This is a genomic window from Serratia sp. CY84636 (genome assembly GCF_052166245.1).
Taxonomy (GTDB): domain Bacteria; phylum Pseudomonadota; class Gammaproteobacteria; order Enterobacterales; family Enterobacteriaceae; genus Serratia; species Serratia nevei.
On record NZ_JBJNOX010000001.1, the window covers coordinates 177,346 to 201,553 of the forward strand.

25 protein-coding genes are annotated in these 24,208 nt (G+C 59.3%); 10 read left to right on the forward strand and 15 right to left on the reverse strand.

Annotated elements, in window-relative coordinates:
- Positions 1 to 16: 16 nt before the first annotated feature.
- A complete protein-coding gene (locus ACJ8QI_RS00915; protein ID WP_442531962.1) occupies positions 17 to 577 on the reverse strand; it encodes a DUF3251 domain-containing protein in 561 nt (186 codons plus the stop codon).
- A gap of 175 nt (positions 578 to 752) precedes the next feature.
- On the opposite strand from ACJ8QI_RS00915, the gene nrdR reads away from it, so the two are divergent.
- The 6 genes from nrdR to pgpA all read left to right on the forward strand — a co-directional run bounded on the left by nrdR (position 753) and on the right by pgpA (position 4,868).
- Positions 753 to 1,202, forward strand: coding sequence for a transcriptional regulator NrdR (gene nrdR / locus ACJ8QI_RS00920; RefSeq protein WP_004940387.1), 450 nt, complete (start codon positions 753 to 755; stop codon positions 1,200 to 1,202).
- A gap of 10 nt (positions 1,203 to 1,212) precedes the next feature.
- Positions 1,213 to 2,322, forward strand: coding sequence for a bifunctional diaminohydroxyphosphoribosylaminopyrimidine deaminase/5-amino-6-(5-phosphoribosylamino)uracil reductase RibD (gene ribD / locus ACJ8QI_RS00925; RefSeq protein ID WP_070915534.1), 1,110 nt, complete (start codon positions 1,213 to 1,215; stop codon positions 2,320 to 2,322).
- Positions 2,323 to 2,429: 107 nt separating this feature from the next.
- Positions 2,430 to 2,900, forward strand: coding sequence for a 6,7-dimethyl-8-ribityllumazine synthase (ribH, locus tag ACJ8QI_RS00930; RefSeq protein WP_004940385.1), 471 nt, complete (start codon positions 2,430 to 2,432; stop codon positions 2,898 to 2,900).
- A 20-nt stretch (positions 2,901 to 2,920) separates the two neighbouring features.
- The gene (nusB, locus tag ACJ8QI_RS00935) at positions 2,921 to 3,337 is read left to right on the forward strand and encodes a transcription antitermination factor NusB (protein WP_004940384.1); all 417 of its coding nucleotides are present in this window, start codon (positions 2,921 to 2,923) and stop codon (positions 3,335 to 3,337) included.
- A gap of 51 nt (positions 3,338 to 3,388) precedes the next feature.
- The gene (gene thiL, locus ACJ8QI_RS00940) at positions 3,389 to 4,381 is read left to right on the forward strand and encodes a thiamine-phosphate kinase (RefSeq protein WP_070915536.1); all 993 of its coding nucleotides are present in this window, start codon (positions 3,389 to 3,391) and stop codon (positions 4,379 to 4,381) included.
- Entirely contained in the window at positions 4,374 to 4,868 is a 495-nt protein-coding gene (pgpA, locus tag ACJ8QI_RS00945; protein WP_004940382.1) for a phosphatidylglycerophosphatase A, read from the forward strand. The genes thiL and pgpA overlap by 8 nt, the downstream gene beginning before the upstream one ends.
- Before the next feature lie 33 nt (positions 4,869 to 4,901).
- Here pgpA and ACJ8QI_RS00950 read toward each other — a convergent pair whose 3' ends face one another.
- The 4 genes from ACJ8QI_RS00950 to xseB form a co-directional block, all read right to left on the reverse strand.
- On the reverse strand, positions 4,902 to 5,876 hold the full coding sequence (locus ACJ8QI_RS00950; protein ID WP_197802488.1) for an aldo/keto reductase: 975 nt from the start codon (positions 5,874 to 5,876) through the stop codon (positions 4,902 to 4,904).
- Between the two features lie 113 nt (positions 5,877 to 5,989).
- The gene (gene dxs, locus ACJ8QI_RS00955) at positions 5,990 to 7,855 is read right to left on the reverse strand and encodes a 1-deoxy-D-xylulose-5-phosphate synthase (protein ID WP_084826751.1); all 1,866 of its coding nucleotides are present in this window, start codon (positions 7,853 to 7,855) and stop codon (positions 5,990 to 5,992) included.
- Between the two features lie 34 nt (positions 7,856 to 7,889).
- Positions 7,890 to 8,810 carry a (2E,6E)-farnesyl diphosphate synthase gene (ispA, locus tag ACJ8QI_RS00960; protein ID WP_060445701.1) on the reverse strand — a complete coding sequence of 307 codons (921 nt, stop codon included), beginning with the start codon at positions 8,808 to 8,810 and terminating at the stop codon, positions 7,890 to 7,892.
- A gap of 5 nt (positions 8,811 to 8,815) precedes the next feature.
- Positions 8,816 to 9,079 (reverse strand): exodeoxyribonuclease VII small subunit, encoded by a 264-nt coding sequence (gene xseB / locus ACJ8QI_RS00965; protein ID WP_015376838.1) that lies wholly within the window; start codon positions 9,077 to 9,079, stop codon positions 8,816 to 8,818.
- A 160-nt stretch (positions 9,080 to 9,239) separates the two neighbouring features.
- Between xseB and thiI the strand changes: the two genes are divergently transcribed.
- A complete protein-coding gene (gene thiI / locus ACJ8QI_RS00970; RefSeq protein ID WP_047728729.1) occupies positions 9,240 to 10,688 on the forward strand; it encodes a tRNA uracil 4-sulfurtransferase ThiI in 1,449 nt (482 codons plus the stop codon).
- Positions 10,689 to 10,754: 66 nt separating this feature from the next.
- Here the strand turns inward: thiI and yajL are convergent, their stop codons facing one another.
- Both yajL and panE read right to left on the reverse strand, forming a co-directional pair.
- Entirely contained in the window at positions 10,755 to 11,345 is a 591-nt protein-coding gene (gene yajL, locus ACJ8QI_RS00975) for a protein deglycase YajL (RefSeq protein ID WP_019454200.1), read from the reverse strand.
- Positions 11,308 to 12,219, reverse strand: a complete 912-nt coding sequence (panE, locus tag ACJ8QI_RS00980) for a 2-dehydropantoate 2-reductase (protein ID WP_439069944.1) — start codon at positions 12,217 to 12,219, stop codon at positions 11,308 to 11,310. Before panE ends, yajL begins: the two co-directional genes overlap by 38 nt.
- Positions 12,220 to 12,401: 182 nt before the next feature.
- On the opposite strand from panE, the gene ACJ8QI_RS00985 reads away from it, so the two are divergent.
- Complete coding sequence (locus ACJ8QI_RS00985) at positions 12,402 to 12,893, forward strand: YajQ family cyclic di-GMP-binding protein (RefSeq protein WP_025301759.1); 492 nt, start codon at positions 12,402 to 12,404, stop codon at positions 12,891 to 12,893.
- Positions 12,894 to 12,927: 34 nt separating this feature from the next.
- On the opposite strand, the gene ACJ8QI_RS00990 is transcribed toward ACJ8QI_RS00985, so the two are convergent.
- The 8 genes from ACJ8QI_RS00990 to ACJ8QI_RS01025 form a co-directional block, all read right to left on the reverse strand.
- Positions 12,928 to 14,292, reverse strand: a complete 1,365-nt coding sequence (locus tag ACJ8QI_RS00990) for an MFS transporter (RefSeq protein ID WP_442531963.1) — start codon at positions 14,290 to 14,292, stop codon at positions 12,928 to 12,930.
- Between the two features lie 198 nt (positions 14,293 to 14,490).
- Complete coding sequence (gene cyoE / locus ACJ8QI_RS00995; protein WP_015376842.1) at positions 14,491 to 15,381, reverse strand: heme o synthase; 891 nt, start codon at positions 15,379 to 15,381, stop codon at positions 14,491 to 14,493.
- Positions 15,382 to 15,398: 17 nt separating this feature from the next.
- Positions 15,399 to 15,737 (reverse strand): cytochrome o ubiquinol oxidase subunit IV, encoded by a 339-nt coding sequence (locus tag ACJ8QI_RS01000; RefSeq protein ID WP_442531964.1) that lies wholly within the window; start codon positions 15,735 to 15,737, stop codon positions 15,399 to 15,401.
- Positions 15,737 to 16,351 (reverse strand): cytochrome o ubiquinol oxidase subunit III, encoded by a 615-nt coding sequence (locus ACJ8QI_RS01005; protein ID WP_100396221.1) that lies wholly within the window; start codon positions 16,349 to 16,351, stop codon positions 15,737 to 15,739. The genes ACJ8QI_RS01000 and ACJ8QI_RS01005 overlap by 1 nt, the downstream gene beginning before the upstream one ends.
- Positions 16,341 to 18,332: a cytochrome o ubiquinol oxidase subunit I gene (cyoB, locus tag ACJ8QI_RS01010; protein ID WP_033637313.1), complete on the reverse strand. Its 1,992-nt coding sequence runs from the start codon at positions 18,330 to 18,332 to the stop codon at positions 16,341 to 16,343. Before cyoB ends, ACJ8QI_RS01005 begins: the two co-directional genes overlap by 11 nt.
- 3 nt (positions 18,333 to 18,335) lie before the next feature.
- Positions 18,336 to 19,286 (reverse strand): cytochrome o ubiquinol oxidase subunit II, encoded by a 951-nt coding sequence (cyoA, locus tag ACJ8QI_RS01015; RefSeq protein ID WP_060423364.1) that lies wholly within the window; start codon positions 19,284 to 19,286, stop codon positions 18,336 to 18,338.
- 440 nt (positions 19,287 to 19,726) lie between these two features.
- A complete protein-coding gene (ampG, locus tag ACJ8QI_RS01020; RefSeq protein WP_060423369.1) occupies positions 19,727 to 21,205 on the reverse strand; it encodes a muropeptide MFS transporter AmpG in 1,479 nt (492 codons plus the stop codon).
- 51 nt (positions 21,206 to 21,256) lie between these two features.
- Positions 21,257 to 21,835, reverse strand: coding sequence for a lipoprotein (locus tag ACJ8QI_RS01025; RefSeq protein ID WP_025160064.1), 579 nt, complete (start codon positions 21,833 to 21,835; stop codon positions 21,257 to 21,259).
- Between the two features lie 314 nt (positions 21,836 to 22,149).
- Here ACJ8QI_RS01025 and bolA point away from each other — a divergent pair, with 314 nt between their 5' ends.
- Together bolA and tig are read left to right on the forward strand one after the other, a co-directional pair.
- Positions 22,150 to 22,464 (forward strand): transcriptional regulator BolA, encoded by a 315-nt coding sequence (gene bolA / locus ACJ8QI_RS01030; RefSeq protein WP_004940361.1) that lies wholly within the window; start codon positions 22,150 to 22,152, stop codon positions 22,462 to 22,464.
- Between the two features lie 367 nt (positions 22,465 to 22,831).
- Entirely contained in the window at positions 22,832 to 24,136 is a 1,305-nt protein-coding gene (gene tig / locus ACJ8QI_RS01035; protein ID WP_004940358.1) for a trigger factor, read from the forward strand.
- Positions 24,137 to 24,208 lie beyond the last annotated feature (72 nt).

The following is a 24,208-nucleotide window of genomic DNA, read 5'->3' on the forward strand; positions in this document are numbered from 1 at the left end:
TTTTTTGCTTCGGGTTTCAGTGCGGCTGCACCACCGCCGGTTGGGCGGTCGAAACCAGACTGTGCAGGCGGATATAGCCTAGCTGTTCCGGCGTCAGGCCGCTGAAGCGCAGTTCGAAGTCCTGGCCGGGCTTCGGCAGCAGCGAATCGGCGCTGGCGATCGGTTGCGACAGCGCCTCGGCGGTCAACGGCCGGCCGGTGGCTTCATCCAGTGGGCCCCATTCTACCACTGCGTTGAACGGCGGCAGCGTGGCCTGCGAGAGGATGCGCACATGCAGCTGCGCCTGCGTGCCGTTGGCTTCGCTCTTGATGTGGCTCAGCGAAACGCTCAGTTCGCCGAGGCTGCTCTGCAAACGGGCGGCGCTCCGGGCTGCCGGCAGCAGGTAGACGCCGTTGTCGGAGTGCTGATTGAGCAGATTCTGTCGCTCCAGCGCGGTGGTTTGATCGGTCAGCACGCTCACTTTCTGGTTCAGTGCGGCGACCTGATGGCGCAGCTGAGGCACGGCGGCGTTGTGCGCGCAGCCCGTCAACAACAGGGCGGCGGCGAGCAGGGCGATTTTGGGGTAACAGGTTGTCATGACGGCGATTTCCTATGCTGAATCTCCTGCTATCAGCTTAGTCCGCCCGGAGGGGAAAGTCATATCGGCGCCGCTTCCTGGCCGCGTGTCGCAACAAATGGCCGCCGCCCTTTGTTGTGGCTGCACTTCGGGGTAAACTGCATTTATCTATAAAAAACGTTTATCAGGACGTGTTATGCATTGCCCTTTCTGCGCCGCCGTTGATACCAAAGTCATTGATTCCCGCCTGGTGGGGGACGGTTCGCAAGTGCGCCGTCGCCGCCAGTGTCTGGTGTGCAATGAACGCTTCACCACCTTTGAGGTGGCCGAGCTGGTGATGCCGCGAGTGATTAAAAGCGATGAGGTGCGCGAGCCGTTCAACGAAGACAAACTGCGCCGCGGCATGCTGAAAGCGCTGGAAAAGCGCCCGGTCAGCTCGGACGACGTGGAAAACGCCCTTAACCATATCAAATCCCAACTGCGCGCCACCGGCGAACGCGAAGTGCCGACCAAGTTGGTGGGCAATCTGGTGATGGACGCGCTGAAAAAGCTGGATAAGGTCGCCTATATTCGCTTCGCGTCGGTGTACCGCAGCTTCGAAGACGTGCGCGAGTTTGGCGAAGAGATTGCCCGCCTGCAAGACTAAAGGATCTTTCATGCATCACGACGAATTTTACATGGCGCGCGCCTTCGAACTGGCGCGGCTGGGGCGTTTTACCACCGCGCCCAATCCGAACGTCGGCTGCGTTATCGTGCGCGACGGCGAAATTGTCGGTGAAGGCTATCATCTGCGCGCCGGCGAGCCGCACGCGGAAGTGCACGCGCTGCGCATGGCGGGCGACAAGGCGCGCGGCGCTACCGCCTATGTCACGCTCGAGCCGTGCAGCCATCACGGCCGCACGCCGCCATGCGCCGATGCGCTGGTGGCCGCCGGCGTGACGCGGGTGGTCGCGGCGATGCAAGATCCTAACCCGCAGGTGGCGGGGCGCGGGCTGTACAAGCTGCAGCAGGCCGGCCTCGAGGTGCGGCACGGCCTGATGCTGGCCGAGGCCGAAGCGGTCAACCTGGGCTTCCTCAAGCGCATGCGCACCGGCTTCCCTTACGTGCAGCTGAAGCTGGGCGCGTCGCTGGACGGCCGCACGGCGATGGCCTCCGGCGAGAGCCAGTGGATCACCTCACCCGAAGCGCGTCAGGACGTGCAGCGCCTGCGCGCGCAGAGCGCCGCTATCCTCAGCACCAGCGCCACCGTGCTGGCGGACGATCCGTCGCTGACGGTGCGTTGGGATGAATTGGACGCCGAGACGCAGCGCCTCTATCCGCGCGACAATCTGCGCCAGCCGCTGCGCATCCTGCTCGACAGCCAAAACCGCATTACCCCGCAGCACCGCGTGGTGCAGCAGCCCGGCGCCACCTGGCTGGCGCGCCTGCAGGCGGATGAACAGACCTGGCCGCAAGACGTTGAACAGTTTATCTGCCCGGCGCACGGCGGCGGCGTCGATCTGGTAGTGATGATGATGCTGTTGGCCAAGCGCCAGGTGAATTCAATCTGGGTGGAGGCGGGCGCATCGCTGGCCGGCGCGCTGCTGCAGGCCGGCCTGGTGGATGAGCTCATTTTGTACATCGCGCCGAAACTGTTGGGCGATAATGGCCGTGGCCTGTGCCACCTGCCGGGCCTGGAGCGATTGGCCGACGCGCCGGAATTCGTCTTTAGCGACGTGCGTCAGGTCGGCCCCGATCTGCGTTTGCGCCTGCGGGCGAAACACTGAATCTCGCGCCCGCGCGCCGGTTTTACAAAAGCGCCGCGCAGGCGATGAAAGAATATGATAGAATCCGCCCCCCTGCGGGGTATTGAACCCATTTTTAAGGAAAGCCCATGAAAGTTATCGAAGGTGTTGTTGCTACTCCAAATGCCCGTGTGGCGATCGCAATTGCACGTTTTAACAATTTCATCAACGACAGCCTGCTGGAAGGCGCCATCGACGCGCTGAAACGCATTGGTCAGGTTGCTGACGACAACATCACCGTTGTCTGGGTCCCGGGCGCTTACGAGCTGCCGCTGACGGCGAGCGTATTGGCCAAAACCGGCAAATACGACGCGGTTATCGCGCTGGGCACCGTTATCCGTGGGGGCACCGCGCACTTCGAATATGTGGCGGGCGAAGCCAGCTCCGGCATCGGCAACGTTGCGATGAATGCCGAAATCCCGGTTGCTTTTGGCGTGCTGACCACCGAAAGCATCGAGCAGGCGATCGAACGCGCCGGCACCAAAGCGGGCAACAAGGGCGCTGAAGCCGCGCTGACCGCACTTGAAATGATTAATGTTATCAAAGCTATTAAAGCCTGAATTTAGTTAAGGGGAATTCCGTGAAACCTGCTGCTCGTCGCCGCGCTCGTGAGTGCGCTGTTCAAGCGCTTTACTCTTGGCAGTTGTCTAAAAACGACCTTGCCGATGTTGAACACCAGTTCCTGACGGAGCAGGATGTCAAAGATGTTGACGTCGCCTATTTTCGCGAGTTGCTGTCCGGCGCGGCAGTGAATGCAGGTATGCTGGACGAACTGATGGCGCCTTACCTGTCGCGTCAGCTCGAAGAGCTGGGCCAGGTGGAGCGCGCGGTGCTGCGCGTCGCGCTGTTTGAACTGAAAATGCGCGAGGATGTCCCTTACAAGGTGGCAATCAACGAAGCGATCGAACTGGCGAAAACCTTCGGCGCGGAAGACAGCCACAAGTTTGTGAACGGGGTGCTGGATAAAGTGGCGCCAACCCTTCGCAAGAAAAAGTAAAACTTTAAGGCCGGCATTCCCGGCCTTAATTTCTTCTAGTGGAATATCGATATGGCATGCGGCGAATTTGACCTCATTGCCCGCTATTTTGACCGGTTTAAGCGCGTGCGCCGGGATGTACAGTTGGGCATTGGAGATGACTGCGCACTGCTGGCAGTGCCGGAAAAACAGCTGGTGGCCGTCAGTACCGATACGTTGGTCGCGGGCATTCACTTCCTGCCGGACATCGATCCGGCCGATCTCGGCTATAAGGCGCTGGCGGTCAATCTGAGCGATCTGGCGGCGATGGGCGCCGATCCGGCCTGGCTTTCGCTGGCGCTGACCCTGCCGGAGGTGGACGAGCCCTGGCTGAAGGCCTTCAGCGACAGCCTGTTCGATCAGCTCAACTATTATGGCATGCAGCTGATCGGCGGCGATACCACGCGTGGCCCGCTGAGCATGACGTTGACTATTCAGGGGCTGATCCCGGCCGGCCGGGCGCTGACGCGCAGCGGTGCGCGCATCGGCGACTGGATCTATGTGACCGGCACGCTGGGCGACAGCGCCGCCGGTCTGGCGATCCTGCAGGATCGCCTGGCGGTGAAGGATGCGGCGGCGCGCGATTATCTGGTCGCCCGCCATCTGCGGCCGCAGCCGCGGGTGCTGCAGGGGCAGGCGCTGCGGGATCTGGCCAGCTCGGCGATCGACATCTCTGACGGCCTGATTTCCGATCTGAAGCATATCCTGAAGGCCAGCGACTGTGGCGCGCGCATCGTGCTGGACGAGCTGCCGATGTCGCAGGCGCTGAGCAGCCACGCCGATGCCGAGCAGGCGCTGCGCTGGGCGCTGGCGGGCGGTGAAGATTACGAACTGTGCTTCACCGTGCCGGAGATCAACCGCGGCGCGCTGGAAGTGGCGCTGAGCCACCTCGGGGCCGACTACACCTGCATCGGCCAAATTGGCCCGCTGTCTGAAGGCATCCGCTATTATCGCAACGACGAAGCGGTAGAGCTGGATTGGATTGGGTTCGATCATTTCAACGCGGAGCCGGGCACCCATGGATGAAGCCAAGCGTCGGTTGCGGATGAGCAATCCGTGGCACCTGCTGGCCACCGGGTTTGGCAGCGGTTTGTCGCCGGTGATGCCGGGCACCATGGGATCGCTGGCGGCGATCCCGTTTTGGCTGCTGCTGATCCAGCTACCGTGGCAGCTTTACTCGCTGGCGGTGATGTTCAGCATCTGCATCGGCGTCTATATTTGCCACCGCACGGCAAAAGACATGAAGGTGCACGATCACGGCAGCATCGTCTGGGACGAGTTCGTCGGCATGTGGATCACGCTGATGGCGCTGCCGGTCAACGACTGGCGCTGGGTTGCCGCCGGTTTCGTCATCTTCCGCATTCTGGATATGTGGAAACCGTGGCCGATCCGCTGGTTCGACCGCAACGTGCATGGCGGCATGGGCATCATGGTCGACGATATCATCGCCGGCGTGCTGTCCGCCGGCATCATCTACCTGATTGGGCACCACTGGCCGATCGGGCTGTTCTGACAGACGGGCGCGCTGTTTCGCGCCCGCTTCTCTTTATTCAAATCCCGTCACCCGATGCGGCACGTAAGCCGTCTCCAGCTCCGCGACTTCTTGCGGCGACAAACTCAAATCGACCGCGGCGATGGCGTCGTCCAGCTGTTCGCTGCGCGAAGCGCCGACGATCGGCGCGCTGACCGCCGGCTTGTTCAGCAGCCAGGCCAGCGCGATCTGCGCGCGTGAAACGCCGCGTTCCTCGGCGAGGCTGGCGACGCGTTCGGCGATAATGGCGTCGATGCCTTCAGTGTCTTCGTACAGGCTCTTGCCGAACTGGTCGGAAACCAGCCGCGCGGTGGTTTCGCCCCAGGGGCGGGTCAGGCGGCCACGCGCCAGCGGGCTCCACGGCAGCACGGCGATGCCTTCGGCGGCGCACAGCGGATGCATTTCGCGCTCTTCTTCGCGCTGAATCAGGTTGTATTGATCCTGCATGCTGACGAAGCGCGTCCAGCCGTGCAGATCGGCGGTATACAGCGCCTTGGCGAACTGCCAGGCGTACATCGAGGAGGCGCCGATGTAACGCGCCTTACCGGCTTTCACCACGTCGTGCAGCGCTTCCAGCGTCTCTTCCAGCGGCGTTTCGTAATCCCAGCGGTGGATCTGCAGCAAATCGACATAGTCGGTGCCCAAGCGCCGCAGGCTGTCGTCGATGGACTGCATGATGTTGGCGCGCGATAAACCGCGCTTCAGGTTACTCAGCGGGAAATACACCTTGGTGGCGACCACCACGTCTTCGCGGCGCGCATAGTCGTGCAGCGCCCGGCCGAGGATTTCCTCGCTGCTGCCGTCGGAATAGCTGTTGGCGGTGTCGAAAAAGTTGATGCCGGCTTCCAGCGCCTGTTTCAGCAGCGGACGGCTGCTCTCTTCCGGCAGCGTCCAGGCGTGATTGCCGCGGTTCGGTTCGCCGTAGGTCATGCAACCCAGGCAGATGCGCGAGACGTTCAGATCGGTGTTGCCCAGTTTCAGGTACTTCATGCTTGCCTCCCATTCACAACTCAGACAGTAACTGTAGCGCGGATCTCGGGGAGAGGGGGCGGAAACAAAAACGCCCCCGAAGGCGGAGGCGTTTTGTCAGGCGCGAGTGGCGATTACTGCGCCAGCCAGGTTTCGATTTGGCGCTGAATGCCCGCGGCATCCAACCCCAGATCGGCGCGCAGTTCTTCCTGGGTGCCCTGCGAGACGAAGCTGTCCGGCAGGCCGAGGTTCAGCACCGGCACCGGACGGCGTTTGGCCATCAGCAGTTCGTTGACGCCGCTGCCGGCGCCGCCCATGATCGCGTTCTCTTCCAGCGTGACCAGCGTTTCATGGCTGGCGGCCAGTTCGAGCACCAGCTGTTCGTCCAGCGGTTTGACGAAGCGCATGTCGACCAGCGTGGCGTTGAGCGCTTCCGCCGCTTGCGCGGCCTCCGGCAGCAGGGTGCCGAAGTTGAGAATAGCGATCTTTTCCCCCTGGCGGCGCACCACGCCTTTGCCGATCGGCAGCAGGTTGAGCGGCTCCAGCGCCGCGCCGGTGCCGGTGCCACGCGGATAGCGCACGGCGCTCGGGCCGGCATTGTAGTGATAGCCGGTATACAGCATCTGGCGGCATTCGTTCTCGTCGCTCGGCGTCATGATCACCATGGTCGGGATGCAGCGCATGAACGACAGATCGAACGCCCCCTGGTGAGTCTGGCCGTCGGCGCCGACGATGCCGCCGCGATCGATGGCGAACATCACCGGCAGGTTCTGGATTGCCACGTCATGGATCAGCTGGTCGTAGGCGCGCTGCAGGAAGGTGGAATAGATCGCCACCACCGGCTTGTAGCCGCCGATCGCCAGCCCGGCGGCGAAGGTGACCGCGTGCTGCTCGGCGATCGCCACGTCGAAATATTGCTGCGGGTAGTCGCGGGAGAACTGCACCATGCCGGAACCTTCGCGCATGGCCGGCGTGATTGCCATCAGCGAGCTGTCTTTGGCGGCGGTTTCACACAGCCAGTCGCCGAAGATTTTCGAATAGGTCGGCAGACCGCCGGCGCTTTTCGGCAGCGTGCCGCTGGCAGGATCGAACTTCGGTACGGCGTGGAAGCTGATCGGATCTTTCTCCGCCGGTGCGTAACCGCGGCCTTTCTTGGTCATGATGTGCAACAGCTGCGGGCCTTTCAGATCGCGCATGTTTTTCAACGTGGCAACCAGCCCCTGCACGTCGTGCCCGTCTACCGGACCGATGTAGTTAAAGCCCAGCTCTTCGAACAGCGTGCCCGGCACCACCATACCTTTCAGGTGCTCTTCGGTGCGTTTCACCAGCTCCTTGATCGGCGGCACGCCGGCCAGCACTTTCTTGCCGCCTTCGCGCAGGGTGGAGTAAAGCTTGCCGGACAGCAGCTGCGCCAGGTGATTGTTCAGCGCGCCGACGTTTTCCGAGATCGACATCTCATTGTCGTTCAGCACCACCAGCATGTCCGGGTTGATGTCGCCGGCGTGGTTCATCGCTTCGAACGCCATGCCGGCGGTGATGGCGCCGTCGCCGATCACGCACACCGTGCGGCGGCCTTTGCCTTCACGCTCCGCCGCCACCGCCATGCCGAGGCCGGCGCTGATCGAGGTCGACGAGTGGCCGACCGACAGCACGTCGTATTCGCTTTCGGCGCGCCACGGGAACGGATGCAGGCCGTTTTTTTGCCGAATGGTGGCGATACGGTCGCGGCGGCCGGTCAGAATTTTGTGCGGGTAGGCCTGGTGGCCGACGTCCCACACCAGGTGATCGAACGGCGTGTTGTAGACGAAGTGCAACGCCACCGTCAGTTCGACGGTACCCAGCCCGGAGGCAAAGTGGCCGCTGGAGCGACTGACGCTGTTCAGCAGGTATTGCCGCAGCTCATCGCACAGCTTCGGTAAGCTCTCTTTGGGCAGTGAGCGGAGTTCCTCGGGGTTTTCCGCTAGCGCCAGGGTTGGGTATTTGGCTATATCAAGACTCATTCGATACTCATATCAGAGGAGTTAACGTCACACGTTAATTGTCGCGTTCAATAATGAAGCTGGCTAACGCTCGCAATGGCGCTGTGTTATAAGATTGCGCTGCCAAAGTGTCCAATGCAGCTAATGCTTCCTGATAGAGATCCCACGCTTTTGCTTTCGCGCTGTCAAGCCCGAGTAACGCCGGGTAGGTACTCTTTCCGTGTTGTTGGTCCGCTCCCTGGCGCTTGCCGATTTTTTCAGTCTCGCCGACAACGTCCAAAATGTCATCCTGTACCTGGAACGCCAGGCCAACCGCGGCGGCATAACGATCCAGCTGCGGCAGCGCCGCACGTCCGGCTTCGCCGGCGCTCAGCGCGCCCAGGCGCACCGCAGCACGGATCAGCGCGCCGGTTTTGTGGCGGTGGATCTGCTCCAGCGCCTTCAGATCAACGCGCTTGCCTTCGGCTTCCAGATCCAGCGATTGGCCGCCGCACATGCCGGCTACGCCGCTGGCGGTCGCCAGTTCAGAGACCATCGCCAGCCGATCGCGCAGGGCCACGTCAGGCATTTCGGCATCGGCCAGGATCGAAAACGCCAGCGTTTGCAGCGCATCGCCGGCCAGTATCGCGTTGGCTTCGCCGAATTTAATGTGGCAGGTCGGCTGGCCGCGGCGCAGATCGTCGTCGTCCATCGCCGGCAGATCGTCGTGGATCAGCGAGTAGGCGTGAATGCATTCCACCGCCGCCGCCGGCGCGTCCAGGTTAGCCAGCGACACGCCGAACATCTGGCCGGTGGTGTACACCAGGAACGGGCGCAGGCGCTTGCCGCCCAGTAAGGCGCCGTGACGCATCGCCGCCACCATGTTGCCGTCGTTGAACGGCAGCGGGGCGATGAAGTCCAGCAGCGCGCGATCGGCGCGCTGGCGGAAAATCTGCAGTTGATCGGCAAAAGCGGCCGATGGGGCGATCTCAGACATGTCGGTTACTCGGCATCCGGTGTGAAAGGCGCCAGCGCCGCATCGTCAGCGCTGTCGTTAAGAAGTATCTGCACACGCTGTTCCGCCTGTTGCAGTTTCTGCTGGCCCTGACGCGCCAGCTGTACGCCGCGTTCGAACTCGTTCAGCGCGTCTTCCAGCGGCAGTTCGCCCGACTCCAGACGCGTCACGATGCTTTCCAGCTCGCCGAGGGCGCTTTCAAAGCTGGCAGTTTGCTCTGTACTGGCTGATTGTGCTGGTTTTTTCGGCATAATTTTCTTTTTACGTCATCATGTGAACCGTGGCGCCAGAGCCTATCCTAGCGGATCTTGATTAGCAAATCATGGCGCTCATGTGTGGTTTTGTGCGCAGAGCACGGCGATATGGTGATATACTCCGCGCCGTAATTCTTATCTGACAACAAAGACCGCCATGAAGTTTATCATTAAATTGTTCCCGGAAATCACCATCAAGAGCCAATCTGTGCGCTTGCGCTTTATCAAGATTCTCTCGACCAATATTCGCAACGTCCTGAAGCAGTATGATGAAACGCTGGCGGTCGTCCGTCACTGGGATCATATCGAAGTTCGCGCCAAAGATGAAAACCAGCGGCCGATCATTGCCGACGCCCTGACGCGCATTCCCGGTATTCACCATATTCTGGAGGTGGAAGATCGCGCTTATACCGATATCCACCACATCTTCGAGCAGACGCTGGAAGCCTACCGCGCCCAGCTGGAAGGCAAAACCTTCTGCGTGCGCGTCAAGCGCCGCGGCAAGCAGGCGTTCAACTCGCAGGACGTGGAGCGTTACGTCGGCGGCGGCCTGAACCAGCATATCGAGAGCGCGCGCGTTAACCTGACCCGCCCGCAGGTCACGGTAAACCTGGAGATTGAAGACGACAAGCTGATGCTGGTCAAACGCCGCCTCGAAGGCATCGGCGGTTACCCGGTCGGCACTCAGGAAGACGTAATGTCGCTGATTTCCGGCGGTTTTGACTCGGGGGTGTCCAGCTACATGCTGATGCGCCGCGGCTGCCGCGTGCACTTCTGCTTCTTCAACCTGGGTGGCGCCGCGCACGAGATCGGCGTGAAGCAGGTGGCGCACTACCTGTGGAATCGCTTCGCCAGCTCGCACAAGGTGCGCTTCGTCGCCATCGACTTCGAGCCGGTGGTGGGTGAGATCCTGGAGAAGGTCGACGACGGCCAGATGGGCGTGGTGCTCAAGCGCATGATGGTGCGAGCCGCTTCGCAAGTGGCCGAACGCTACGGCGTGCAGGCGCTGGTGACCGGCGAGGCGCTGGGGCAGGTCTCCAGCCAGACGCTGACCAACCTGCGTTTGATCGACAATGCGTCCGATACCCTGATCCTGCGTCCGCTGATCTCGCACGATAAAGAGCACATCATCAAACTGGCGCGCGAAATCGGCACCGAAGACTTCGCCAAAACCATGCCGGAATACTGCGGTGTGATTTCGAAGAGCCCGACGGTGAAAGCGATCAAGGCCAAGATCGAAGAGGAAGAGAGCCACTTCGATTTCAGCATTCTCGACCGGGTGGTGAGCGAAGCGAAGAACGTCGATATTCGCTCTATCGCCGAGCAGGCGCAGGAGCAGGTAACCGAGGTGGAAACCGTCGCGGCCTTCGGCGCCGACGAGGTGATCCTGGATATCCGCTCCAACGACGAGCAGGAAGAGAAGCCGCTGCAGCTGGAACAGGTTGAAGTGAAAGCGCTGCCGTTCTACAAGCTGAGCACCCAGTTCGGCGATCTGGATCAGAGCAAAACCTATCTGCTGTATTGCGAGCGCGGCGTGATGAGCCGCCTGCAGGCGCTGTACCTGCTGGAGCAAGGCTTCAGCAACGTGAAGGTTTATCGCCCGTAACGCACGGAGCGGCATAAACGACAAGGGCTGAACCGGTGTTCAGCCCTTTTTTTATCGGCAAGCCGCTCAGTCGCGAAAATCGTACATCCCCGGGATCAGCACCAGCTGCGCGGCGATCTCCGCCGCTTTGGCCTTGCCGAGCAGCAGGTCTATCAGCTTCAGCGCGAACTCCATCGCGGTGCCCGGCCCCTGGCTGGTGAGCAGGTTGACGCGGGCGTCGTACACCACGCGGCGCTCCATCCATTTATCCGCCGGGATCTGGTCTTTCAGGCCAGGGAAGCCGGTCATGTTGCCGACCGGGAACAGATCGTGGTGCTGCAGCACCAGCGCCGGTGCCGCGCAGATGGCGGCGACGATGTTGCCCTGCAGATGCATCTGCCGCACCTTTTCCACCAGCAGCGGGCTGTCGCGGAAGCATTCTGCGCCTTTCAGGCCGCCGGGCAGCACGATAGCGTCGAACGGCTCATCGACGATCGCCACCAGCGGCGCGTCGGCCAGCAGTTTGACGCCGCGCGAACAGACGATAGTCAGCTCGCCGTCGCCGGCAACGCTGGCGGTAGTGACTTTTACGCCCGCCCGCACCAGCAGATCGATGGTGGTGACGGCTTCGGTTTCTTCGCTACCAGGTGCCAGGCAGACCAGCGCCGATACGCTCATATTCATTTTCCTTTCGTTTAATCAGTTCAAACAGCCGCGCATTCTCCGGCAGCGCGAGGCCGTGGCTGCGCGCGCGGCGCAGCAGATAGCCGGTGATGTAGTCGATCTCGGTGTGCCGCTGGTTGCGGATGTCCTGCAGCATCGACGAAACGTTGTCGGCGGTGCTGTGGATCACGTCCATCACGTATTGCATCAAACCTTCGCATGAGGTGTGGTAGCCCTCCATCGCCATCACGCTGGCGACTTCACGGCACAGCGTTTCGATCTGTTCCGGGTAGCGCTGCAGATCGCCGTTACGGCAGCCGTACAGCGCCGTCAGCGGGTTGATCACGCAGTTGACCGCCAGCTTGCGCCAGTTGGCCGAGGCGATGTTGTTGTGCCAGGCAACGTCGGGCAGCGCCTGATGCAGCACTTCCGCCAGGTGGCTGAGGTGCTGGGCGGCCGGCGAGGTCGGGCCGATGTGGGTGATGCCGGTGGCGACGTGGATAATGGTGCTGCCTTCGTGGCGCGCGGCGTGGGTGGTGGTGCCCTGCAGGATCGGCTGGCCGTTCGGCGGCAGCTCCTCTTGGGTGCCCATGCCGTTGTGCAGCAGCAAAATGGCGCACTGGGGGTTCAGCTTCGGCAGCAGCGCGCTGACCGCGCTGGACACCTGCCAGGCTTTCAGCGTCACCAGCAGCAGCTCGCTTTGCGCAAGGTGCTGCGGATCGTTAGTGGGCAAGTTGCGATTAAACGAGACGCCTTCCGGCTCTATCACGTTCACCGCGCAAAAAGGCTGCGGCACTCTTAGCCATCCCTGTACATCGTGGCCCTGCTGATACAGCCGGGAGAGCCACAGTTGTCCGAGCGCGCCGCAACCAAGAATGGTTATTTTCATTCAGTCTCCTTGGAAACACGGGAATACCGCTCAATTACCGTGAATTAACTATAGGCTTTATGGCAGCCCGAAGCGCTATCCCTGCGTGCGTTCAGCAGATTTTGTCTGAGGCGGCAAAGCGGTTATCATGCTCGGCATCAAAATCGCCTAAGCTATTAGGCACTCATTCAGGAGGAAGAAGTATGCCATCTTTCGACATCGTTTCCGAAATTGATATGCAGGAAGTGCGTAACGCCGTTGAGAACGCCACCCGCGATCTCGGCACCCGCTGGGATTTTCGCAACGTGCCGGCCAGCTTTGAGCTAAACGAGAAAGATCAAAGCATCAAGGTTGCCACCGAGTCTGATTTCCAGGTGCAGCAGCTGCTCGATATTCTGCGCGAAAAGCTGAGCAAGCGCAGCATCGACGGCGCCGCGCTGGAGATCCCGGAAGAGTTTACCCACAGCGGTAAAACCTACAGCGTGGAAGCCAAGCTGAAGCAGGGGATTGAAACCTCTGTGGCGAAGAAAATCGTCAAGCTGATCAAAGACAGCAAGCTGAAGGTGCAGGCGCAGATCCAGGGCGAAGAAGTGCGGGTGACCGGTAAGTCACGCGACGATTTGCAGAGCGTGATGGCGCTGGTGCGCGGCGGCGATCTGGGGCAGCCGTTCCAGTTCAAGAACTTCCGCGATTAATCTCTACGGGGCCGGCATTGCCGGCCCTGATTCTTTACAGCGAATTGACCAGCGCTTCCAGCTGACCGCGATTGGTCTGCTTGGTATCCACCTTGACGTAGGCGCTGCGCTCTTCCGGCACTACGATCGCCTCGGCCACGCCGGGCTGCGCCTTCAGGCGGCTTTCCAGCGCCGAATCTTTCACCGCCAGTTCCGACAGCGTAATGCGCAGGCTGCTGACATACGGCGGTTCTTTCATGGTGCTGCTGACCAGGAACCAGAGAGCGGCCAGCACGGCGCCGGCGATAAACACCAAGCCCGCCCCCTGCAAACCGTACAGCCAGCCGCCGAGGCTGCCGCCGATCGCCACGCCGATAAACTGGCTGGTGGAGTAGACCCCCATCGCGGTGCCCTTGTAGCCGGCCGGTGACTCTTTGCTGATCAGCGAAGGCAGAATGGCTTCCATCATGTTGAAGGCCATGAAGAACAGCTGCACGCCGGCGATGATGCCCCACAGGTGCGCGCCGGAGAGCCACAGCAGCACTTCGGCGCAGAACAGCACTGCCACGCAGCCCATAAAGACCTGCTTCATGCGGCGATATTTTTCGGCATAGATGATGAAAGGCACCACGGCGGCGAACGATACCAGCATGGTGACCAGGTAGACGATCCAGTGCTCGCTGGCCGCCAGCCCGGCTTTTTCCATCGCCAGCGGCAGCGCCACGAAGCTCGACATCAGCAGGATATGCAGGCACATGATGCCGAAGTTGAGCTTCAGCAGGCGCGAGTTGCTCAGCACTTTGCGGAAGCTGCCGCGCACGATGCTGGACTCGCGGTTCAGCAGGTGAGTGTCGGCGGAAGGCACTACCGCCAGGGTGATGACAATGCCGGCCAGCGCCAGTACGGCGATCATCCAGAACAGCGCATGCAGGCCGAAGGCGTGGGTGATGATAGGGCCCAATACCATGGCGATGGCAAAGGTGATGCCGAAGCTGACGCCGATAAACGCCATCGCCTTGGTGCGGTTCTGCTCGCGGGTCAGATCGGAGAGCAGCGCCATGACCGCGGCGGCGATCGCGCCGGAGCCTTGCAGCGCGCGGCCGAGGATCACGCCCCAGATCGAATCGGTCGCGGCGGCGATCACGCTGCCGAGGGCAAAGATCAGCAGGCCGCCGACGATCAGCGGCTTGCGGCCGATGCGATCGGACACCAGGCCGAACGGGATTTGAAACACCGCCTGCGCCAGGCCGTAGATGCCGATGGCGATGCCGATCAGCGCTTCGCTGGCGCCGTTGAGCGCCATGCCGTAGGTGGTCAGCACCGGCAGTACCATAAACATGCCGAGCATGCGCAGGGAGAATACGGTGCCCAATCCCCAGGTGGCGCGGCGCTCCTGCGGGGTCATTGAATTATCGTTCACATCAAACCTCGGTAAAAACCATGCCATCAGACGTTGAAACAGCGCCTGATGGCATGACTTCTGTAAAGCTGCGTCATTTTAGTGTGCAGGGCAGGGGGGGTAAATCGAATGTTGTTTAACAGATATTACAGTTCGGCCGCTTTTCGGCGTGACAAATAAAATGGGCCGCAAAAGCGGCCCATTCACAGATGATTTGGCTTACCAAACGTAGGTCACCAGCGCTTCAGGCGCCGCCGTGGCGCTGAAGTCGATCGACATCATCACGCTCAGCGAGGTGATGGCGACGATGGAGAACACGAACAGTTTACGCGCCCAGACGCTGTCGTTTTCGGTCTTGTAACCGCGCAGCGCCATGCCGAGCCACCATACGCTCACCGCCGCAGCGACGATCAGGTACTTGTAGCCGGCATAACCTACCAAGGTCAGCATCAGCGTGGCGATCATAAACGCCAGGATGTAGACCGTGATGTGGTTCTTGGCGACGGAAATGCCTTTCACCACCGGCAGGACCGGAATGTTGGCCGCCTGGTAATCTTTAAAGCGGAAGATAGCGATCGCATAAGAATGCGGCATCTGCCACAGGCTAAAGATAGCCAGCAGGATCAACGCGCCGGCGTCGAACTCGTTGGTCACCGCGCAATAGCCGATAACCGGCGGCGCGGCGCCCGACAGGCTGCCGATCAGCGTGCCGTAGACCGAGTGGCGTTTCATGTACAGGCTGTAAACGCCGACATAAACCACGAAGCCCATCACCGCCAGCCACATGGCCAGCGGGTTGGCCGCGATATACAGCAACGCGAAGCCCGCAATACCCAACACGGTCGCATAAACCAGGGTGACACTCGGCGCGATCAGGCCTTTTACCAGCACCCGATTCTTCGTTCTCTCCATTTTCTTGTCGATGTCGCGGTCGATGTAGTTGTTAAACACACAGCCCGACGCGACCACCAACGAGACACCCACCAGGGTGGCGAGAAACAGGGGATAGTCGATGCTCCCTTTGGAAGCGAGCAGGAATCCCCCAACGACAGAAATTAAATTGCCGAAAATAATTCCTGGTTTAGTGACTTGCAGGTATTGCTTAATCATCACGTGCAGCTCAGCTCTTAATCGACCATCATATTGATGTTGAGGTTGTACATAATCCAGAGTGAACCTACAACAACGATACCGATGATCATAGCGGTGAACAGCAATGCCACCAGGTTCCAGCGCTCTTCCGATGAGGTGTTCATGTGCAGGAAGTAAACCAGGTGAACAATCACCTGGATAACCGCCATACCGATAACAACCGCCAGGATGGTGGAATGAGAGGCAGTGCCGTTCATTACCATCGCAAATGGAATTACCGTCAGGATGATCGACAGGATAAAGCCGATCAGGTATGACTTCACGCTGCCGTGGCTTGCGCCGCCGTGAGAGGTTTCATGGGATGAATGGCTCATTACATAACCCCCAGCAGGTAGACAACGGTAAATACGCAGATCCAGACCACGTCCAGGAAGTGCCAGAACAGGCTCAGGCACATCAGGCGGGTTTTGTTGGTCGCGGTCAGGCCGAACTTGCTCACCTGAATCATCATCACGATGATCCAAATCAGGCCGGAAGTTACGTGCAGACCGTGGGTGCCGACCAGCGCGAAGAAGCTGGACAGGAACGCGCTGCGATCCGGACCGAAGCCTTCGGCGATCAGGTGATGGAATTCATAGATTTCCATCGCCACAAAGCCCAGACCAAACAGGAAGGTCAGGAACAGCCAGGTGTTTACACCGCCAACTTTACCCTTGTTCATGGCGATCATCGCCATGCCGTAGGTGATGGAGCTGAACAACAGCAGGAAAGTTTCGACCAGGACAAACTTCAGGTCGAAGATGTCTTTGCCTGAGGGACCGCCCGCGGTCCCGTTCACCAGGACTGCATAAGTCGCGAACAAGCTCGCAAACAAAATACAGTCGCTCATCAGGTAGATCCAGAATCCGAAGACCTTGGTTCCACCCGCGTCGTGGTGCCCATGCTCTGCATGGGCTGCGTTATGATTGGTCAGAGTTTCAGTTGACATGGTTCACGCCTGCTTTACGGATTTGTTCGTAGTGTTGGTTCTCAATGCGCTCGATTTCATCAACCTGCACATAGTAGTCAACATCGTGATCGAAGCTCTTGCCGATCCAGACAACGATCATACCGATGAAGCCGGCCAGAGCCATCCACCAGATTTCCCAAATCATTGCGAAACCGAAGACCAGGCTGAAGAAGGCGATGATCACGCCGGCGCCGGTGTTCTTAGGCATATGAATCGGTTCGTATTTAGCCGGTTTCTTATACGCTTCGCCTTTTTCTTTCATGTCCCAGAATTCATCACGGTCATGAATCTGCGGCACTACGGCAAAGTTATAGAACGGCGGTGGAGACGAGGTTGACCACTCCAGAGTACGAGCGCCCCATGGGTCACCGGTCAGATCGCGGTTCTGTTCGCGGTCACGGATACTGACGAAGATCTGGATCAGCTGGCACAGAATGCCGCAGGCGATCAGCGCCGCACCGCCGGCTGCAACCAGCAGCAGAGGGTGGAACTCAGGGTTGATGTTCTGGCTGATACGACGGGTCATGCCCATAAAGCCCAATGCGTACAGCGGCATGAAGGCGGTGAAGAAGCCGATGATCCAGAACCAGAACGCGCGGATGCCCCATTTTTCGTTCAGCGTGAAGCCGAAGGATTTCGGGAACCAGTAAGTCAGGCCCGCGAAGCAACCGAACACCACGCCGCCGATGATGACGTTGTGGAAGTGAGCGATCAGGAACAGGCTGTTGTGCAGCACGAAGTTCGCGCCCGGCACGGCCAGCAGAACGCCGGTCATACCACCTACGGAGAAGGTGATGATGAAGCCAACGGTCCACAGCATCGCGGAGTTGAGCTTGATACGGCCCTGATACATGGTGAACAGCCAGTTGAAGATTTTCACCCCGGTAGGGATGGAAATGATCATGGTGGCGATACCGAAGAAGGCGTTAACGTTCGCGCCGGACCCCATGGTGAAGAAGTGGTGCAGCCAGACGATGAACGACAGAACGGTGATCGCGATGGTTGCCCATACCAGTGAGGTATAGCCGAACAGGCGTTTTCTGGAGAAGGTCGCGGTGACTTCGGAGAACACGCCGAACACCGGCAGAACCAGGATATACACCTCTGGGTGACCCCAGGCCCAAATCAGGTTGATGTACATCATCATGTTGCCGCCCATATCATTGGTGAAGAAATGGGTGCCCAGATAGCGATCCAGGGTCAGCAGCGCGATGGTGACGGTCAGAATTGGGAAAGAAACGATGATCAGGACGTTAGTACACAGGGCCGCCCAGGTGAACACCGGCATCTTCATCATAGGCATGCCAGGGGCACGCATCTTCAGAATGGTGGCGAAGAAGTTCACGCCGGTCAGCAGTGTACCCAGACCGGAAATCTGCAGACTCCAGATCCAGTAATCGACCCCGACGCCAGGACTGTACTCTTTACCGGACAGCGGCGGATACGCCAGCCAACCGGTCTGAGCGAACTCACCGACCCCCAGGGAGATGTTGATCAGCACAACGCCCACCACGAAGAACCAGAAGCTCAGGGAGTTCAGGAACGGGAAGGCGACGTCGCGCGCACCGATTTGCAGCGGCACCACGACGTTCATCAGGCCGACTACGAAAGGCATCGCCATGAAGAAGATCATGATAACGCCGTGCGCGGTGAAGATCTGGTCGTAGTGGTGCGGCGGCAGGAACCCGGCTTCGCCGGCGGACGCCAACGCCTGCTGGCTACGCATCATGATGGCGTCGGCGAAGCCGCGCAGCAGCATGACCATCGCCACGATGATGTACATGATACCAATTTTTTTATGGTCGACTGAAGTCAGCCATTCGCTCCACAGCCACTTCCATTTGCCGAAATATGTCAGCAGCGCCAGCACTGCCAGGCCCCCGACAATAATTGCGGCTACGGTGACCATGATGATCGGTTCGTGGTACGGAACCGCATCAAGTGTTAATTTTCCCAACATCAGTTATTCCTCGGCTCCGGCGTGAGCAGCATGTTCACCCATGTCCATACCTTGGCTCATGTCCATGCCTTCGTGCGCGCCAGCGCCCTTGTGCATATCCATGTCGCCCATGAATTTGGCAATTGTTTCTTTGAACAAATTCGGTTTGACAGCGGCAAAGTACTCAACCGGGTTGTTTTCACTCGGCTCTGCCAGTTTGTTAAAGTCGTCGGTGGTGTTCAGGTTTTTAGACGATGCCTTCACCTTGGCCACCCACTGATCGAAGTCGCCTTCGGTCGGGGTAACGATCGCGGTGAATTTCATACCGGAGAAGCCTGCGCCGCTGTAGCTGCTGGAGATGCCCTTGTAGGCACCGGCTTCGTTGCCGATCAGGTGCAGTTTGGTCTGCATGCCGGCCATCGCATAAATCTGTCCACCCAACTGCGGGATAAAGAACGAGTTCATTACCGAGTTAGAGGTGATCTTGAATTCGACTGGAACATCTTTCGGGAAAGCCAGCTCATTAACGGTCGCAATGCCTTGTTCCGGGTAGATGAACAGCCATTTCCAGTCGAGCGACACCACTTCGATCGTCATCGGCTTCTTGTCGGTGACAATCGGCTTGAACGGGTCGAGTTCGTGGGTAGTCTTCCAAGTAATGGTGCCAAGGATGGCGATGATAATGATAGGAATGGTCCAGACGACCGCTTCGATCTTGTTGGAGTGGGCCCAGTTCGGACTGTACTTGGCGTCTTTGTTGGAAGAACGATACTTCCAGGCAAAGGCGAACGCCATGAAGATAACTGGCACCACCACGATCAACATCAACGCGATTGCAGTGATAATCAGTGTCCGTTGCTCAACACCAATTGCTCCTTTGGGATTCATCAAAACCATATCGCAGCCACTGAGCAATACAGTGCCTGCGATTAATGACAGCATCCCAATACTTTTATTGTATTTCTTAAGTCTCATCTAACGACCTCAATAACAAAGGCTCAATTGTCGTTTCATGTGTGCGGGCATTTTACGGGAAGGTTGCAGTACTGTAAACATGCTTAAGGGAGTGTCAGCGGCTTGTTGACACTTTCTGTTAAGGGGGTCACAGATGTAACCCTGCGTGACAATTTACCAATGACAACAACGCGTTGGCACGCTGAATCGTGACGAGCAGCCCGTATGTTAAGGAAAACTAAAGGTATGATGAATTTGGCGAAGAAATGCGCGGCGGGGAAATACGCAGAAAAGGTTTATTTAATGTAAAATAATTGTGTCTTAAAGGTGAATTTAATTTTATTTCCGAGTGCGGCAGTCGGATAAAAAAATAATTTCCGCGTCGATTATCTTTTTTTACCAAAATAAATATACCCGCGGATCGCTTTTTTTTCGGCCGGCGAAATCGCCGGCCGGTCAGATCATGCCAAACGGGTGCGGCGCAGTGCCAGGTAATCCAGCGCGCTGCCCATCGCGACGCCGAGCAGGCTCAGTGCGGCGCCGACCTGCAGCAGCCGATCGGCCAACAGCGGTGCCTGCGTCCAGTCCAGCGCATTGGCGATCAGCAACAGCAACCACAGGCCCAACAGCGAACAGCCCAGCGTCAGCAGGCGCAGCGCCCAGCGGTAAGATCCGGAAAACTCGGTGCGCGGCATAAAGTCGCCATGTTGCTGGGTGTGTTCCAGCGTCTGGCGGCAGATGCCGAGCAGCAGCAAGCCGGGCAGGGCGGCGGCGATCGAGAACAGGTAGAACAACGGCCAGCCGTGGGCTTCGACGAACCAGCCGGCGATCGGGCCGACATAGACGCGCCCCACGGCGGACAGCGCCGACAGCAGCGCGAACTGGGTGGCGGAGAACGAACGGTTGCACAGCGTCATCAGCAGCGCCACGAAGGCCGCGGTGCCCATGCCGCCGCACAGGTTTTCGAGGAAGATGGCGCTGCCCATGGTGAGCAGGCTCTTGTCGGTCACCGCCAGGATCCAATACCCGAGGTTGGAGACCGCCTGCAGGACGCCGAACAGCATCAGCGCGCGGAACAGGGTGAGACGCTGCATCAGCACGCCGCCGAACAGGGCGCCGACGATGGTGGCGAACAGGCCGAGCGTTTTGTTGACCAGCCCGACTTCACCGGCGTCGAACCCCACGCCGCGGATCAGGAACGTGGTGCTCAGGCTGCCGGCGAAGGCGTCGCCCATTTTGTACATCACGATCAGCAGCAGGATCAGCCAGGCGTTGTTGCGGCCGAAGAAATCACGCAGCGGCGCGACGACCGCCTGTTCCATGGTGCGCGGCGCCGGGATGCTTTCATCCGGCTCCGGCGCCATCAGCGTGGCGGCCACGCCGATCAGCATCAATCCGGCCATCAGCCAGTAGGTGGCCTGCCAGCCGAAATAGCGATCCGCCAGCCACAGCGCCAGGCCGCCGGAAACCAGCATTGCCAGCCGGTAGCCCAGCACCGAGATCGCCGCACCCGCCCCGCGCTCTTCGGCTTTCAGCAGGTCGGTTTTATAAGCGTCGAACACGATATCTTGCGAGGCGGAGCAGAACGCCACCAGCACCGCCAACGCCGCCAGCCACCACAGGTGCTGCGCGGGCTGCATGAAGCCCATCGCCACGATCGCCGCCACCAGCAGCAGCTGGCTGATCAGCAGCCAACCGCGCCGCCGCCCGAGAAACGGCGGGGTATAGCGGTCCATGAACGGCGACCAGAGGAATTTGAATACGTAGGCCTGGCCCACCAGCGAGAAAATGCCGATGGTTTTCAGATCGATGTTTTCGACGGTCATCCAGGCTTGCAGCGTGCCGGAGGTCAATGCCAGCGGCAGACCCGACGCGAAGCCCAGCAGCAGCAGAATGGCGGAGTTACGCTGGGTGAAGATGTTCAGATAGTGTTTCGACATGAGTTCCCTGTCTGCGCCGCCCGATCCGCCGGGCGGCGCAAGGCGCGTCGATTAGCGCGCGTTTTGCTTGATAAAGTCGTTGACGCTGGTGTCCTGCGCCATGTCGGCGATCACGTCGCCCAGCACGGAGTTGACGGCGTCGGTGATCTTCTCGTTGGTGGCCGTGAAGGCGCCCTGCACGTTATACGTCGAGCGGTAATTTTTCACCTGCTTGTTGCCGTTCTTCGCCTGGGCGATGATCGAGATGTCGGCTTTGGTGGTGATGTTGTAGCGCAGGTTACCTTCGGAAACGTCCGCGTACAGGTTATTGACGACGATCTGCAGCGCCACCGGGCCGTCGGCGCCGATCATGTAGCCGCGAGCGCCCATCTGTTTCTCCAGCACTTCCTGCAGCAGGAAACGCAGATCGCGCGATGGCGTCAGCGTGACCAGTTGGCCGTCGCGATTCACCTTGGCCAGCGCCTGATCGGTGCGCTGATCCGCGCCGTTGATGCTGATGGTGATGCCCTGCAGGGTAGGATCCTGCTGCGGCAGAACGATTTTCGGCGTGACGTTCAGGGTGTTGCTGCTGGTCGCGCAACCGGCCAGCAGCAGGGCGGCCAGCAAAGGAAGACAAAGTTTCTTTAACATGTTTTCTGTCTCATTCTCGATGGATTTAGCAATAATCAGAGCGGGATAGCCGACAACAAATTGCCGACATCATAGCATCGCCGCCGTGCGGTGGAAGCGCGGAAGGCGCCTGAGTGACAAATTTTTACCTGCCGTTGATAAAAACACGCTTTTTTGGCCCGCTCAATCGGATAATCCCCCAAGCGGCGGGGATGACGCTCATCATCTGACCGCAGAAAAGAGAAATTTGTCCCGGTGATGGTCTAAACGGGGGAAAACCGGCTAATATTGAACTAGATGGGCACGGTCCTCTGCCGGTGTTGTAAGGAGATCCTATGATTCGCGAGCAAATAGAAGCAAAGTTAAGGGCGGCGTTTGAGCCCGCGTATCTGGAAGTCGTTGATGAAAGCTATCGTCATAACGTTCCGGCGGGTTCAGAAAGTCATTTCAAAGTGGTATTGGTCAGCGATCGCTTCGTCGGCGAACGGTTTTTGACGCGTCACCGCTCTATCTACGGCGTACTGTCGGAAGAACTGGCCGATGGCGTACACGCGCTGGCGCTGCACACCTATACGCTCAAAGAGTGGGAAGGATTGCAGGATACCGTGCCGGCCTCGCCGCCGTGCCGCGGCGCCGGGACGCTGGCCTGAGGGGGAAATTTTCAGGTATCAGTGGAACTTTGCCCTCGAATTAGGGTATTACTACTGACGAATTTTGAAACGGCCTGCGGGCCGTTTCTGTTTTTGACGACGACACGGCCGACGCGCAATATGGCCAACGTTCGGTCTGTTTTGGCGGCCTTTTGGCGATTGAATCGGCAAAAGTGTGAGTTTTAGCGCGCCTGCGCCGCCTAGCTTTCCTCGACTCGCCATGCATGCGCCGCTATAATGTCGCGTCTTATTTTTCCGGAATGGTTTCGGGACGCTTCTGTCATCAGGGAACTCGGTTCTTATTTGTAGCCGTCCTGGTTCTTGGAACGGAGTTGACCGAGCACTGTGATTTTTTTGAGGTAACAAGATGCAAGTTTCAGTAGAAACCACTCAAGGCCTTGGGCGCCGTCTCTCTATTACTGTACCGGCTGATACTATCAAGCAGGCGGTGAAGAAAGAGCTGATCAACGCAGCGAAAAGCGTGCGTATCGACGGCTTCCGCAAAGGCAAAGTGCCGATGAACATCGTGGAACAGCGTTACGGCGCCTCTGTTCGTCAGGACGTGCTGGGCGAAGCGATGCAGCGCAGCTTCGTTGACGCGATCATCAAAGAAAAGATTAATCCGGCCGGCGCACCAAACTACGTGCCGGGCGAGTACAAAGAAGGTGAAGACTTCACTTTCGCCGTTGAATTCGAAGTGTATCCAGAAGTTGAGCTGAAAGGCCTGGAAAACATCGAAGTTGAAAAACCAGTGGTTGAAGTGAACGACGAAGACGTCGACGCGATGCTGGACACTCTGCGCAAGCAGCAGGCGACCTGGAAAGAAACCGATCGCGCAGCGGAAGCTGAAGATCGCGTGACCGTTGACTTCACCGGTTCTATCGACGGTGAAGAGTTCGAAGGCGGCAAAGCGTCCGACTTCGTACTGGCAATGGGCCAGGGCCGCATGATCCCAGGCTTCGAAGAAGGCCTGGTCGGTCACAAAGCGGGCGAAGAGTTCTCCATCGACGTGAACTTCCCAGAAGATTACCACGCGGAAAACCTGAAGGGCAAAGCGGCCAAATTCGCTATCGTGCTGAAGAAAGTTGAAGAGCGCGAGCTGCCGGAACTGACCGAAGAGTTCATCAAGCGTTTCGGCGTGGCGGACGGTTCCGTTGCCGGCCTGCGCACCGAAGTTCGCAAGAACATGGAGCGCGAGCTGAAAGGCGCCGTGCGTAACCGCATCAAGTCTCAGGCGATCGACGGTCTGGTGAGCGCGAACGAAATCGACGTGCCTGCTGCCCTGATCGACGGCGAAATCGACGTACTGCGTCGTCAGGCTGCACAGCGTTTCGGCGGCAACGAGAAGCAAGCGCTGGAACTGCCACGCGAGCTGTTCGAAGAGCAAGCGAAACGCCGCGTAGTGGTTGGCCTGCTGCTGGGCGAAGTGATCAGCACCAACGATCTGAAAGCTGACGAAGACCGCGTGAAGACGCTGATCGAAGAAATGGCTTCTGCCTACGAAGATCCGAGCGAAGTCATCGAGTTCTACAGCAAAAACAAAGAGCTGATGAACAACATGCGCAACGTGGCTCTGGAAGAGCAAGCGGTTGAAGCCCTGCTGGCAAAAGCGAAAGTGACTGAAAAAGCCACTACCTTCAGCGAGCTGATGAACCAGACTCAACAGGCGTAATGCCGGCGTGCCGGGCGCGATGAACGGCGCCCCCGGTTTCGCCTGGCGAACCGGCGCACGATGAAAAAGCCC

Bases quoted from the DNA above. Each gene is read 5' to 3' on its own strand.
- thiL (WP_070915536.1), top strand. From the start codon at position 3,389: ATGGCATGCGGCGAATTTGACCTCATTGCCCGCTATTTTGACCGGTTT.
- ACJ8QI_RS01000 (WP_442531964.1), bottom strand. From the start codon at position 15,737: ATGAGCCATTCATCCCATGAAACCTCTCACGGCGGCGCAAGCCACGGC.
- thiI (WP_047728729.1), top strand. From the start codon at position 9,240: ATGAAGTTTATCATTAAATTGTTCCCGGAAATCACCATCAAGAGCCAA.
- ispA (WP_060445701.1), bottom strand. From the start codon at position 8,810: ATGTCTGAGATCGCCCCATCGGCCGCTTTTGCCGATCAACTGCAGATT.
- yajL (WP_019454200.1), bottom strand. From the start codon at position 11,345: ATGAGCGTATCGGCGCTGGTCTGCCTGGCACCTGGTAGCGAAGAAACC.
- bolA (WP_004940361.1), top strand. From the start codon at position 22,150: ATGATTCGCGAGCAAATAGAAGCAAAGTTAAGGGCGGCGTTTGAGCCC.
- ACJ8QI_RS01005 (WP_100396221.1), bottom strand. From the start codon at position 16,351: ATGTCAACTGAAACTCTGACCAATCATAACGCAGCCCATGCAGAGCAT.
- cyoE (WP_015376842.1), bottom strand. From the start codon at position 15,381: ATGATTAAGCAATACCTGCAAGTCACTAAACCAGGAATTATTTTCGGC.
- ACJ8QI_RS01025 (WP_025160064.1), bottom strand. From the start codon at position 21,835: ATGTTAAAGAAACTTTGTCTTCCTTTGCTGGCCGCCCTGCTGCTGGCC.
- ribD (WP_070915534.1), top strand. From the start codon at position 1,213: ATGCATCACGACGAATTTTACATGGCGCGCGCCTTCGAACTGGCGCGG.
- pgpA (WP_004940382.1), top strand. From the start codon at position 4,374: ATGGATGAAGCCAAGCGTCGGTTGCGGATGAGCAATCCGTGGCACCTG.
- tig (WP_004940358.1), top strand. From the start codon at position 22,832: ATGCAAGTTTCAGTAGAAACCACTCAAGGCCTTGGGCGCCGTCTCTCT.
- cyoA (WP_060423364.1), bottom strand. From the start codon at position 19,286: ATGAGACTTAAGAAATACAATAAAAGTATTGGGATGCTGTCATTAATC.
- ACJ8QI_RS00985 (WP_025301759.1), top strand. From the start codon at position 12,402: ATGCCATCTTTCGACATCGTTTCCGAAATTGATATGCAGGAAGTGCGT.
- ACJ8QI_RS00915 (WP_442531962.1), bottom strand. From the start codon at position 577: ATGACAACCTGTTACCCCAAAATCGCCCTGCTCGCCGCCGCCCTGTTG.
- xseB (WP_015376838.1), bottom strand. From the start codon at position 9,079: ATGCCGAAAAAACCAGCACAATCAGCCAGTACAGAGCAAACTGCCAGC.
- nrdR (WP_004940387.1), top strand. From the start codon at position 753: ATGCATTGCCCTTTCTGCGCCGCCGTTGATACCAAAGTCATTGATTCC.
- ribH (WP_004940385.1), top strand. From the start codon at position 2,430: ATGAAAGTTATCGAAGGTGTTGTTGCTACTCCAAATGCCCGTGTGGCG.
- dxs (WP_084826751.1), bottom strand. From the start codon at position 7,855: ATGAGTCTTGATATAGCCAAATACCCAACCCTGGCGCTAGCGGAAAAC.
- panE (WP_439069944.1), bottom strand. From the start codon at position 12,219: ATGAAAATAACCATTCTTGGTTGCGGCGCGCTCGGACAACTGTGGCTC.
- ampG (WP_060423369.1), bottom strand. From the start codon at position 21,205: ATGTCGAAACACTATCTGAACATCTTCACCCAGCGTAACTCCGCCATT.
- ACJ8QI_RS00950 (WP_197802488.1), bottom strand. From the start codon at position 5,876: ATGAAGTACCTGAAACTGGGCAACACCGATCTGAACGTCTCGCGCATC.
- cyoB (WP_033637313.1), bottom strand. From the start codon at position 18,332: ATGTTGGGAAAATTAACACTTGATGCGGTTCCGTACCACGAACCGATC.